The sequence below is a fragment of the Streptomyces sp. NPDC029138 genome (genome assembly GCF_055564375.1).
On record NZ_JBVHWM010000002.1, the window covers coordinates 1 to 11,581 of the forward strand.

At 74.3% G+C, this 11,581-nt stretch carries 10 protein-coding genes and 1 pseudogene; 4 read left to right on the forward strand and 7 right to left on the reverse strand.

All coding sequences use genetic code 11. The features are described from left to right. The 3 genes and pseudogenes from ACZ4WH_RS02190 to ACZ4WH_RS02200 all read right to left on the reverse strand — a co-directional run. A pseudogene (locus ACZ4WH_RS02190) lies at window positions 1-946 on the reverse strand (hypothetical protein); the annotation flags it as partial. 80 nt (window positions 947-1,026) lie between these two features. Beyond that, window positions 1,027-2,610 carry a tetratricopeptide repeat protein gene (locus ACZ4WH_RS02195; protein WP_468175596.1) on the reverse strand — a complete coding sequence of 528 codons (1,584 nt, stop codon included), beginning with the start codon at window positions 2,608-2,610 and terminating at the stop codon, window positions 1,027-1,029. Between the two features lie 88 nt (window positions 2,611-2,698). Then, window positions 2,699-4,267: a DUF4331 domain-containing protein gene (locus tag ACZ4WH_RS02200; RefSeq protein ID WP_468175599.1), complete on the reverse strand. Its 1,569-nt coding sequence runs from the start codon at window positions 4,265-4,267 to the stop codon at window positions 2,699-2,701. A gap of 209 nt (window positions 4,268-4,476) precedes the next feature. On the opposite strand from ACZ4WH_RS02200, the gene ACZ4WH_RS02205 reads away from it, so the two are divergent. The 3 genes from ACZ4WH_RS02205 to ACZ4WH_RS02215 all read left to right on the forward strand — a co-directional run bounded on the left by ACZ4WH_RS02205 (window position 4,477) and on the right by ACZ4WH_RS02215 (window position 6,254). Then, the gene (locus ACZ4WH_RS02205; protein WP_468175602.1) at window positions 4,477-5,019 is read left to right on the forward strand and encodes a sigma-70 family RNA polymerase sigma factor; all 543 of its coding nucleotides are present in this window, start codon (window positions 4,477-4,479) and stop codon (window positions 5,017-5,019) included. Next, window positions 5,016-5,858 (forward strand): anti-sigma factor, encoded by an 843-nt coding sequence (locus tag ACZ4WH_RS02210; RefSeq protein ID WP_468175605.1) that lies wholly within the window; start codon window positions 5,016-5,018, stop codon window positions 5,856-5,858. Before ACZ4WH_RS02205 ends, ACZ4WH_RS02210 begins: the two co-directional genes overlap by 4 nt. Window positions 5,859-5,984: 126 nt before the next feature. Continuing rightward, window positions 5,985-6,254 carry a hypothetical protein gene (locus ACZ4WH_RS02215; RefSeq protein WP_468175608.1) on the forward strand — a complete coding sequence of 90 codons (270 nt, stop codon included), beginning with the start codon at window positions 5,985-5,987 and terminating at the stop codon, window positions 6,252-6,254. A 74-nt stretch (window positions 6,255-6,328) separates the two neighbouring features. Here ACZ4WH_RS02215 and ACZ4WH_RS02220 read toward each other — a convergent pair whose 3' ends face one another. The 3 genes from ACZ4WH_RS02220 to ACZ4WH_RS02230 are packed head-to-tail and all read right to left on the reverse strand — an operon-like array spanning window position 6,329 to window position 9,305. After that, entirely contained in the window at window positions 6,329-7,525 is a 1,197-nt protein-coding gene (locus ACZ4WH_RS02220; RefSeq protein WP_468175611.1) for a CaiB/BaiF CoA transferase family protein, read from the reverse strand. 47 nt (window positions 7,526-7,572) lie between these two features. Continuing rightward, entirely contained in the window at window positions 7,573-8,352 is a 780-nt protein-coding gene (locus ACZ4WH_RS02225) for an ABC transporter permease (RefSeq protein ID WP_468175614.1), read from the reverse strand. Beyond that, window positions 8,349-9,305: an ATP-binding cassette domain-containing protein gene (locus tag ACZ4WH_RS02230; protein ID WP_468175617.1), complete on the reverse strand. Its 957-nt coding sequence runs from the start codon at window positions 9,303-9,305 to the stop codon at window positions 8,349-8,351. Before ACZ4WH_RS02230 ends, ACZ4WH_RS02225 begins: the two co-directional genes overlap by 4 nt. Before the next feature lie 63 nt (window positions 9,306-9,368). Between ACZ4WH_RS02230 and ACZ4WH_RS02235 the strand changes: the two genes are divergently transcribed. Next, the gene (locus ACZ4WH_RS02235) at window positions 9,369-10,079 is read left to right on the forward strand and encodes a TetR/AcrR family transcriptional regulator (RefSeq protein WP_468175620.1); all 711 of its coding nucleotides are present in this window, start codon (window positions 9,369-9,371) and stop codon (window positions 10,077-10,079) included. 132 nt (window positions 10,080-10,211) lie between these two features. On the opposite strand, the gene ACZ4WH_RS02240 is transcribed toward ACZ4WH_RS02235, so the two are convergent. Continuing rightward, complete coding sequence (locus ACZ4WH_RS02240; protein WP_468175623.1) at window positions 10,212-11,366, reverse strand: type ISP restriction/modification enzyme; 1,155 nt, start codon at window positions 11,364-11,366, stop codon at window positions 10,212-10,214. Window positions 11,367-11,581 lie beyond the last annotated feature (215 nt).

Below are 11,581 nucleotides of genomic sequence, written 5' to 3' on the forward strand. Positions count from 1 at the left end.
GGACAACGCTTGGTGGGGGGTAGACAAGGGAGGCGAAGGGGAGACGAGTGCGAGTAAGGAGGGGGTGGTGTGGGGGGGGGGCGGCGCCGCCCCGCCCCCCCCCCCCCCGGCCCCCCCCCCCCCCCCCGCGCGCCGCCGCCGTCGCGGCCATCAGGGTCTTGCCGTGCCCCGGCGCGAGCGCGTGCAGCGCGCCCAGAGCGACCGCGATGAGCAGGGCCAGACCGGCGAAGCCGACGGTGAGATCGTGCCGGGCCACGAGGTCGTCCAGGGCCCGGGTCCAGCGGTCGGCACCCCGGGGGAGCACGCCGGCGCCCGGGGCAGCCTGCCGCTCCGCGTCCGCCGCGAGCGCAGGGCCACCGGGCCGCACCCGCAGCGAGGCCGTCCCGGTGTCGGCGGGCGAGGACAGCAAGTCCTGCGGATACGCGGTCAGTTCCCGGGACACCGACTCCTTCGGCACGTCGGTCGCGGTGAGCGTCATCCGGTCGCCCCGCGCCGTGATCTCCCGCCAGCCGGGCCCGCCGCCGGTGCCCGCACCCCGGAAGCGGAGGGTGACGGTGCTCGCGCGGGGCAGCGGGGCGGTCAGCCGGCACTCCACGCGCAGGGTGTCCAGGCCGGCCTGGCCGGGGCGCGGGCGGGCGCTGCCGCCGGCGGCCGTCAGGGCGGTCGTACGCCCGTCGACGCTGAGGCCGCTGTCGGCGGCGGCCCGCGCGCACCGCTGCCGGGCCCACGCGCTCAGCCCCAGCCGCTCGATGTCGGCCTTGGCCTGGGTCGCCGGGATCTCGGCGAGGTCCTCCACATGGTCGACGCGGAGCCGTCCGGGAGCGGCGACCAGGCCGTCGTAGCGGTTGACGGTGAAGTTGCCGAGGGGGTGCGCGCTCGCGGTGCCGGCCGGGAGGAGCGCCAGGGCGCACACGGCGATCAGGACGCACAGCAGACGCGGTGTCACTCGGCGCGAACCCGGTCGCACTCGGCGAGGACGCGATGTCCCCTGGCGGGAACGGTCTGACACCGGATGTGGACGCCGTGTCACTCGGCTCCCTCCAGCGCCTCGCGGGCCCGCGCCGCACCCAGCGGCGAGAAGCCGGGGTTCAGTTCCAGCGCCGACGCGAGCGAGGCGCGGCCGGCCGCCCGATGGCCGGTGGCCAGCTCGATCACGCCCCGGTGGTAGCGGAAGGCGGCGCTGCGGCAGCCGGTGGCGGTGGCCCGGCGGGCGTAGGGCAGGGCCTCGGCGTCGCGGCCGTTGACGTGCAGGGCCCAGGCGAGGGCGTCGGCGGTGTGCACGGTGTGCCGACGGGTCCACTCGGCGCGGGCCGCGCGCAGGGCGGCCCGCTTGTCGCCGTGGTCGGCGGCGGCCAGCGCGGTGTCCAGGTCGGCGTTGACGCCGTTGGCGCGGGCCAGCGCGGTCCAGGCGTCGACCAGCGCGTACTGCCGCCGGGCCCGCGCCCGGTCGCCGGCCGCGCCCCGCGCCTCGTACAGCTCGCCGAGTTCGACCAGCGGGCCGGGCAGCGGGGAGCGGGCGACCACCGCCTCCATGTCCCTGATCGCCGCGGCACGGTCTCCGCTCGCCGCCCGCGCGCGGGCCCGGCCCTCCAGCGCCGGCAGGTAGCCGTCGTCGGCGGCCAGGGCGCGGGCGTAGGAGCTGAGCGCCGCCTTGTAGTCCCCCTGGTTCCACGCGAGGTGGCCGAGCTGTGTGGCCACGTACGCCGTGTCCCCAGGCGAACCGGCGGCGGACAGCGCCTGCTTCAGGACCTGGCGAGCCGTGGTCACGTCCCCGCGCAGCTCGCGCACGTACGCGTAGCGGGTGAAGACCGGTACGCCCGGTTTGCGCGCGTCGGCGGTCCTCGCGGCCTCGGCCGCGTCGGCGTACCGGCCGAGTTCGACGAGGGCGTCGATCCGGGAGGACAGCGCGCGCTCGCTGTACGGGTTCCGGCGCAGGGCCGCGTCCGCGAAGGCCAGGGCGCCCGTGAAGTCGTGCCGGGCGGCGGCGAGGGCGGCGCGGCCGGCCAAAGCCTGGTCGCCGTCCGGCGCCAGCGACAAGGACCGCCGCAGCGCCTGCTCCGCCCGTGGGTACCGGGACGGGTCGCCCTTGGTCCGCGCCTGCTCGACGTAGGCCAGACCGAGGGTGGCCCAGCCGCCGGCGTCCTTCGGCTGGGCCCGCAGATGCGTCTGGAGCGCGGTGACGCTCGCGTCCAGATCGCCGCCGCCCAGGACACCGGGGTCGGCGGCGCCGACGGAGACCGGCGCGGACGCCGGCACCCGGTCCGCGCCGAGCGCGATCGCACCGCCGGTCAGTGCGACCGCCAACAGGGCGGCGCTGAGGACGAGTTGGGCCCGGCCCCGCCACGGCCGCGGCAGCGCGCCGACCCGCCGCACGGCGGCGACGCGCTCATCGCCGCACGAGGAGGTCGTCCCGGAAGGCGAGGGCGTCGGTGCGGAAGGCGAGGGCGTCGACTCAGGGGGCGAGGGCGCCGGCGCGGAGGGCTCCGGCGACTCGTCCCCGGCCGTACCCGTGCTCCGCCCGTCGTTCTCGTCACTCACCACCCTCCGCCCGTCCTCCTCCTCACTCGCCCTGTGTCCGTCCTGCTCGTCGTCCTGCCCGCGCGGGCCCATGCCTTCTCCTCCGTCGGTCGTGTGGGAGGCGCGGCCCGCCGTGGGGGAGAGAGGAACACGGGCCGCGCCGGTCTAGGTGGGTGCGGGGTCAGTACGGGCGTTGCAGCCGCCGGCGCCACCAGGCGAAGGCGGTGCCGATCAGCAGGATTCCGGCCGCACCGGAGGCCGCCGACGCGGCGATCAGCACGGTGTCGTCGGAGCCGGCGGAGGCCCCGGCCGGCTGAAGGGCGTCGCCGAGCTGGCTGCGCACGTCGGTCCCCGCCGTCGTGCCCTTGGCGAGCGAGCCGCGCGAACCGGACGTGGGCTGGGCGACGTACGGGAAGTAGTTCTCGAACTTCTTGTCGTTCTTGTCGACCGCGTCACCCAAGTCGTTCTTGGAGCCGACCAGTTCGCCCTCCACGACCTGGAGGGCCGCGTCGATCACGTCGTCGGTGAGCCGACGGCCGTTCGGGAAGCCCGCGTTGTCGCCGTCCAGCACACCCAGTCGCTTCGGATGCATGCTCGGCTTGACGGAGGTGTTCAGCCGCAGCTCCTCCGCGGCCCGCACGTTCGGCGGCTGGTTGAGGCCCTTGACGCCCTTGAGGAAGACGTCGACCAGGTCGTTGCGCGGCTCGGCGGGAGCCTTGATCTTGTAGATCGACTCGATGAGCTTCGGCAGCTCGGGGTTGGTGACGTTCTTCAAGAACTGTGCGTCGTACGCCGGTTGGGACGCGTTGAACCTGTCCTTGTCCTTCTGCGGGTTGACGACCTCGTTGACCAGCGGATTGCCGAGGCGCGAGACCTGGCTGTAGTAGCCCTGCGCGTTACGGCGCTGCGTGGTCGACCAGATGCCCACGACGGGCTGGTGGGCGGACTCGCGGATCAGCTCGTTCGGCACCTGGAGGGCGATGGTGTTGACGTTGTAGCCCTTGAGGGTGTCCCGGCCGACCTCGGTGAGGTCCCCGCCGTACAGCAGGTCGAAGACGCGCAGGTCCAGGAAGAACGGGTCGTCCGCCTGCCCGGCGAAGGTCGCGGCGCCGCCCGCCGTCTTGTACACCGCCTGCGCGCGCAGCTTGCCGTAGTCCGGCATGGACGCCTTGCCGACGTTCGACGGCGCCACCGGCACGTCGTCGGCCAGCTTGGTCTTCGACATCTCGTGCCCGTGGCGGAGCTTGATGAGATCGATGTCGTAGGTCTGGGTGACGTTGAGGTCGGGGTCGTCCAGGCTGGTGACCGGACCGGTGTTGTACAGGAACGTGTTGCCGTTCTTGGTGTGTGTCCTGAAGGTGTAACGGAACACCAACTCGCCCTGCGCGTCACCGTTGTTGTCGATGTGCAGGTCGTACTGCGCGTCGTCGGCGAACGTGTAGAAGTTCGGTCCGCCGGCCGGCTCCTCGAACGGGATCCAGTTCGCCACGATCGTCGTCGTGTCGGGCTTGTCCGGGCTGACGAACGCGTACAGGTCGGTGTTGTCGTACTGCGGGGTGCCCGAGATCAGCGGGGCCTCCCGGTGGGAGGAGGCGGAGGCCGTCCCGGGTTCCAGCGTGGCGACGCCGGCGGCCGTGAGCCCTCCGGCGGCCAGCGCGCCGCAGATGAGCGTGACCAGGCCCGTGCGTCCGGTGCCGCGCTCGGAGAGTGCCCTCCTGGTGAGGGCGCCCCTGGAGAAGAGAGGTGTCATGCCGTCCGTCCTCAGTGCCGACTTGCCTTTGACGGACGGGTATACGGAGCGGGGACGCCGATCGGATTGGTCGGACGGGAAAAACTTTTCACCGGCTCCGGACCCGCGTTTTCGGCCCGCTGATCCGTACCCCTGCGGGGAGGTGTGTCACGGTGCGGATGCGCGGTGCGCGAGGAAGAGCCGGCTGCGGCCACGGAGAGGGGGCCGGCATGCGGGCGGACGAGTTGCTGGTGCTCGTGGCCGGCGGTGATCAGAGGGCGTTCGAGGAGCTGTACGGACTGGTGTCCGGGCCGGTGTACGGACTGGTGCGGCGGCTGGTGCGCGACCCCGCCCAGTCCGAGGAGGTCGCGCAGGAGGTGCTGCTCGAACTGTGGCGCTCCGCCGCCCGGTTCGACCCCGGCCGGGGCAGCGCCCTGTCCTGGATACTGACCCTCGCCCACCGCCGCGCCGTCGACCGGGTGCGCAGCGCCCGCGCGGCCGGCGAACGCGAGCAGCGCGAGGCCCTGCGCGCCGGGGAACCCGCGTTCGACCAGGTCGCCGAGGAGGTCGAGGCCGGCCTGGAACGCGAGTGGGTGCGCCGCTGCCTGAACCGGCTCACGGCCCTGCAACGCCAGTCGGTGACCCTCGCCTACTACGACGGGTACACCTACCGTGAGGTGGCCGAGCGGCTCTCGCTGCCACTCGGCACGGTCAAGACGCGGATGCGCGACGGACTCACCCGGCTGCGCCAGTGCCTGGGAGGCGCCGCATGAGCATCCTCGGCAAGCTGCTGCGCCGCGAGGACCCGCACTCCCTCGCCGCGCCCTACGCGCTCGACGCGCTCGAACCGGGCGAGCGGCGGCGCTTCGAGAAGCACCTGGCGGGCTGCGACCGCTGCGCCGCCGAGGTGCGGGAGCTGGCCGAGGACGCGGTCCGCCTCGCCTGGTCCACGGCCGCCCCGGCGCCCCCCGCCCTGCGTGAACGGGTCCTGGCCGCCGTCCGTACCACCCCGCAGGAGCCGGCGCGCAGCGGCGCGGGCGCGCGGGGCCGGGCGCCGGCCCGGGCGCGCGTGCCCCAGCTGCCGCCGCACGTCTGGGGCGCCCAGCCCCCGCCGGGCCGCACCCGGACGCCCCGCAGGCGCCCCCTCTTCGTCCCGTTCGCCACGGTCACGGCCGCCGCGGCGCTCGTCGTCGCCTCCCTCTTCGCGGTCCAGGCGCACCGCACCGAGGACCGGCTCGCCGCCGAGCGGGCCCGGGCACGTGAGATCGCCCACGTTCTGGCCGCTCCGGACGCCCGCGCGGTGAGCAGCGAGGACGCGCGCGGCCGGAGTATCGGAGTAATCGCTTCCGCCTCCGAGCGGGAGGCCGTCGTCACCCTCAGCGGGTACGGCACCCCGTCCGGCGGACGCGTGCATCAGCTCTGGCTCATGCGCCCCCGTGCGCAACCGCGCTCCCTGGGGCTCCTCGGGGGCGACACGCCCTTGGTCGCCAAGGGTCTCGACGCCTCGTCGACGTCACTCGCCGTGACGGTCGAGCCTGACGGTGGATCAGCGCGGCCCACCGGTCAGCCCATTGTCCAACTCACCCTGAAATCGGTCGGATTCGGAGAGTAGTCAAAGGTGGATGATCAACCACCTTACGGGGAAGGTGAATCCTGTGGCCGAGATACACGCGTGCCCCACTGGGGCGATAGGGTTACCCTGCCCGGGCCGGGTGGACTCGTACGGGTGGGGAGTGACATGGAGCAGATAACAGTGCGCAGCAGGGCCAGGATCCCTGCGATCACCTGCGGGAGCAGCGCGACCAGTTCGCGGCTCGACCGCCATCTGTCGGTGCTGGCGGGTCCCGCCATACCGCAGCGGGAGACGGTCGAGGCCACGTCGCTGATGCGTGAACTGACGGCGCGTGACTCCGTGCGGCAGCGCAGTGACCGGGGTGCGCGGGTCCGCCGCGTCTCCCTCTTCGCGCCGCTGCGCCGACTGCGCCGCTCGCTGTTCGGCGGTCACTGACCGTTTCGCAGGCCCTGACCCCGAGCAACTGACCGCGTCGCAGGGCCCCTGACCCCGAGCAGGGGTGCCCGCGCTCAGCCCGCCACACCGTCCCGGCGCAGCGCTGCGATCTCGTCGTCCGTCATCCCCACGGCACGCAGCAGCGCTTCGGTGTGCTGTCCGAGTGCGGGCACATCCCCCATCCGTGCCTCGTCCCCGCCCGGCAGCGTGATGGGGGGCAGCAGCACCTTCAGCGGCCCGGCCGGCGAACCCACCTGACGCCACCGCTCCCGGGCCGCCAGCTGCGGATGCTCCGCCAGCTCGCGCACGTCCCGCAGCCGGGCACAGGCGATGCCCGCCTTCTCCAGCCGGGCCAGCGCCTCCCCGGCGTCCAGCACCGCCAGCGCCCCCGCGACCAGGGCGTCGGTCCGTTCCCGGTGCGCCACCCGCGCGGCGTTGGTGGCGTACGCGGGGTCGGTGCCCAGTTCCGGGCGGCCCATGACCTGCTCGGCCAGCCGCCGCCACTCCCGGTCGTTCTGCACCGACAGCAGCACCCGCCCGCCGTCCGCCGTGGGATAGGCGTCGTACGGCGCGATCACGGCGTGCGCGAGCCCGGTGCGGGCCGGCGGCTCCCCGCCGTGCAGCGCGTGGTGCAGCGGATGGCCCATCCACTCGGCGAGCGCCTCCAGCATGGACACCTCCACCGGCCCGCCCCGCCCGGTCGTCCCGCGCCGCACGAGCGCGGCCAGCACACCGGAGAACGCGTACATGGCCGCCGCGATGTCCGCCGCCGGGATGCCCGCCTTCACCGGCTGCTCGGGCGTCCCGGTCACCGACACCAGCCCCGCCTCGCACTGCACGAGCATGTCGTACGCCCGCTTGTCCGCGTACGGCCCCGAGCCGCCGTACCCCGAGATGTCCACGGCGATCAGCCGGGGGTGCGCCGCGCACAGCGTGGCCGCGTCCAGGCCGAGCCGGGCCGCCGCGCCGTGCGCGAGGTTCTGCACGAACACGTCCGCGTCCGCGACCAGCCGCCGTACGACGTCCAGGCCGCGCGGGTCCTTCAGGTCCAGCGCGATGGACTCCTTGCCGCGGTTGCACCACACGAAGTGCGAGGCGAGACCGCGGGCCGCCGTGTCGTAGCCGCGCGCGAAGTCGCCGCCGTCGACGCGCTCCACCTTGATGACCCTGGCCCCCAGGTCGGCGAGCTGCCGGGTCGCGAAGGGCGCGGACACGGCCTGTTCGACGGCGACGACGGTGATGCCGTCCAGCGGCGGCGGGAGACGATCCATGGGGTGGATGATCTCCCCCGACCGGCGGCTTTGTCAGCAGTGCGGGCTCACTGGGCCCGCGCGTACCTGCGCACGGCGAGCGGCAGGAACAGCGCGGTCAGGGCGAGGCTCCAGGCGAGCGATCCGGCGACCGGGTGGGCCACCGGCCAGGCGGCGCCCTCCGGGACGGGCGCGTTGCCGAAGAGGTCCCGCAGGGCGGTGGTCACCGCGCTGATCGGGTTCCACTCGGCGAGCGTGCGCAGCGCGCCCGGCAGGTTGCCGGTCGGGATGTACGCGTTCGACAGCAGCGGCAGCACGAAGGAGGAGGCGCCGAGCTGCCCGGCGGCGTCCTCGCTGCGGGACAGCAGGCCCAGGAGGATCCCGGCGCAGGTGCAGGCGAACCGGAACAGCAGCAGCAGCCCCACGGCACCGGCCGCCCCGGCCGCGGAACCCTCGATCCGCCAGCCCACCGCCAGCCCGGTCAGCAGCAGCGGCACCGTCCCGACGGTCGTGACGACGAGGTCCGCGACGGCCTGCCCGAGGGGGACGGCGGCCCGGCTCACCGGCATCGTGCGGAACCGGTCCATGACGCCCCGGTGGGTGTCCTGGGCGGCCTGGAACATGCCGGTCATCAGCCCGCCGGCGGCCGTCGCGACGAGCAGCCCGGGCACCAGGAAGGAGCGGTACTCGCGGCCGGGCACCGCCAGCGCGCTGCCGAACACATAGCCGAAGAACAGCAACATGTTGACCGGCATCAGCTGGGTGAGGATCGCCAGGCCCGGGCTGTTGCGGACCCGGCGCAGCTGCCGGCCTGTCATCGCCAGTCCGTCGTACGCCCACGCGCTCACGCGGCGAGCTCCTCACGGTCGGCGGGCTCACCGGTGAGCCGCAGGAAGACGTCGTCGAGGGTGGGCGGCCGGATGCCGGCGTCCAGCAACGGCACACCGGCCGCGTCGAGTTCACGGACCAGGCGGGGCAGGGTCAGCGTCGGATCGGTGGTGACCGCGCCGACCGCGTTCCGCTCGCGGTCGAAGACGGGCTCCCTGCCGGTCAGCCGGTCGAGCACGGCCGCCGCCCGGTCGAGGGCGCCGGCGTCCGCGACCACCGCCTCCACGGACGACCCGATGAGCGCCTTGAGGGCGGCGGGCGAGCCGGTGTGGGCGACCCGGCCCCGGTCCACCAGGGCGATGTCGTCGGCGAGTCGGTCGGCCTCCTCCAGGTACTGCGTGGTCAGCAGCACGGTCGTTCCGTCCGCCTTCAGCTCGCGCACCGCCTGCCAGATGCGGGCGCGGCTGGCCGGGTCGAGTCCGGTGGTCGGCTCGTCGAGGAAGAGCACGTCGGGACGGCGCAGCAGGCTCGCGGCGAGGTCCAGCCGGCGCCGCATGCCGCCCGAGTACGCCGCCGCCTTCCGGTCCGCCGCCTCGGTCAGCCCGAAGCGCTCCAGCAGTTCGTCGGCGCGGGCGGCCGGCCCGCGCACCCGGTGCAGCCGGGCGAACAGCCGCAGGTTCTCGCGGCCCGTCAGGTCTCCGTCGACCGAGGCGTACTGCCCGGTGACCCCGATCCGGCGCCGCACGGCCGCCGCCTCCCGCACGAGGTCGTGCCCGGCGATCCGCGCCGAGCCCCCGTCCGGGCGCAGCAGCGTGGTCAGCAGCCGCACCGCCGTCGTCTTCCCCGCCCCGTTCGGCCCCAGCAGCCCGCAGACGGTGCCCTCGGCCACGGCCAGATCCAGCCCGCGCAGGGCGCGCACAGCGCCGAAGCGCTTCTCCAGACCTTCACTAAGTACAGCGTACGTAGTAGTCATGCCGGGACCATACCGCACTACGTACGCTGTACGTAACTAGGATGGTGGCCGAGGTGATGAGCGATGGCAGTCCGAGGGGCCGTCCCCGAAGTGATCTGGGCGCGCCCCGAGCGCACCGGCCGAGGCCCGAAGCCGGCGTACACGCGCGACGACATCGCCGCCGCCGCCGTCCGGATCGCCGACGCGCGGGGGCTCGACGCGGTGTCCATGCGGCACGTCGCGGCCGAACTGGGCTGCGGCACCATGTCGCTGTACAACTACGTCCCCCGCAAGGAGGACCTGTACGAGCTGATGGTGGACGCGGCGGGTGCGGAGCACGAGCTGTGGGAGCCGAGCGGCGACTGGCGCGGCGACATGCGCCGGGTGGCCCACCAGACCCGTGAGCTGATGCGCCGGCACCCGTGGCTGCCGCGCCTGATGTCCCCCGTCTACGGCTTCAGCCCGCACGCCCTGCGCTACCTGGAGCACTGCCTGGCCTGCCTGGACCCGCTGGAGACGGCGTACGGCACCAAGCTGGAGTTCATCGCCATGCTGAACGGCATGGTCACGACCTACGTCCGCAACGAACTCGACACCGCCGAGCGGGTGCGGGCCCTGCCGTGGTCGGAGGACCAGGAGAACGCGGTCCGCGTCGCCTACCTGGGCCGTCAGATCGCCTCCGGCGCCTATCCGCGCATGGCGGCGGCGTTCATGGAGGACGCGGGGCCGATCGATCTGGAGGCGGTGTTCGAGCGGATGGTGGAGCGGGTCCTGGACGCGTTCGCGCCGCGCTAGCCGGGCGGGTGCGGCGGGTGCGGATCGAGCGTGGCCGGTCGCGCGGTTCCCCGCGCCCCTCAGAGGGTCGCCTTCAGGCCGCTGTGATCGAGACGGGGGCGCGATGGACCAAGGGCACGGACCGGCGAGCGGCTAGAGCAGCGGGACCTGCCCGTCCGGGCCCTCCTCGTGGTGGTCGAGGACCGAGGCGGGGCGGCGGGACGACTCCGGCACCGGCAGCACGCCCGCCTCCCGCAGCTCGGCCGCCGTGACCGGTGACGTCACCTTCAACTCGTCGCGTGGCGACCGCAGTTCCGCCAGCAGGGCGAGGACCGTGATCAGCTCCAGCAGCTCCGACGTCCAGGTCTGCGGCCAGGCCGCCGGACGGATCGCGGCGAGCGTGCCCGGCTCCGCCTGCGCCGTGCGCACCGCGAACCAGCGCTCCAGGACCCGGACCCCGGCCACCTCGAAGTCCCAGGCCTCCGGCGGAACCGGGGAGATACGGCCCTCGTCCAGGTGCAGGGTCTCCTCGTCGCGGTCGTAGTGGAGGGTGAGCGGTCGGCTCGGCAGGGGCGCGCGGACGTACGGGCGCCGACCGCCCGGCAGCTTGGGGCGCTCCCCGTGCCGGCGCATCAGCCACAGCGCCCGGCGGCCCATGTCCACGCCGGACGCCCACAGTCCGGGGTCGTCGGTCAGCGGGACGGTGAGGTCCGGCCCGGTCGTCATCAGCATCCAGGCCAGCACGTCCGGCGCCGAGGGACGGGTGCCCAGGCGGGCCGACAGATGGTCCAGCAGGCCGGGGGCCAGGTTCGGTTCCGTGCCGCCGGGGCGGCGGTAGAGCGGGCGGACGCGGCCCGCGCGCAGGGTGGGCAGGAACCCGGTCGCCAGCAGCGGGGCGTCGGCGTCACCCGTCTCCACCGTGAACACCTGGTGCGCGTCCGCCACCCGCCACAGCTCCGGGCGGGCCGTGTCGATCAGCCGGTGGTCCGGGATGAGCCACTGCTCGTCGAAGGGGGCGGCCAGCACCCGCACGGGCTCCGCGCAGGGCCCCTCGGCGCGCGCGAGCCGCTCGGTACCGGCGGGCGAACCGGGCAGCTGGCCCACCGCCGACTGGAGCGTACGGGCACGGGTCGGCTCGAACAGGGCCTCCCGGTCCGGGCCTTCGGCCTTCAGCAGCGCGTCCCAGCGGGCCCTCAGCGAGGCCGGGTCGGGTGCCGTCGGCCAGACGCGGCCCGGCCGCAGCGGTGCGACGGACCACGGCATGAGGTCCGCCAGCAGCGGAGCGTCGTCGTGCGTCACGCACGGCATGCTACGACAGCGGGTACCGCCCCCGAAGGGGCGCGAGGAACCGCGCGACCAGCCACCGCGGACCCCCGGTCGTCCGGCGGCCCGTGGTGGCACGTCGCATCGGGGCGGAACCGGCGGAGTGCTCACGCGTCGAGGGTGACGGTGAACGAGAAGCGGTCGCCCGGGTAGGTGGATGACCGCCACGTCCAGCACCGGGCCGTCGCTGTCGTCACGCT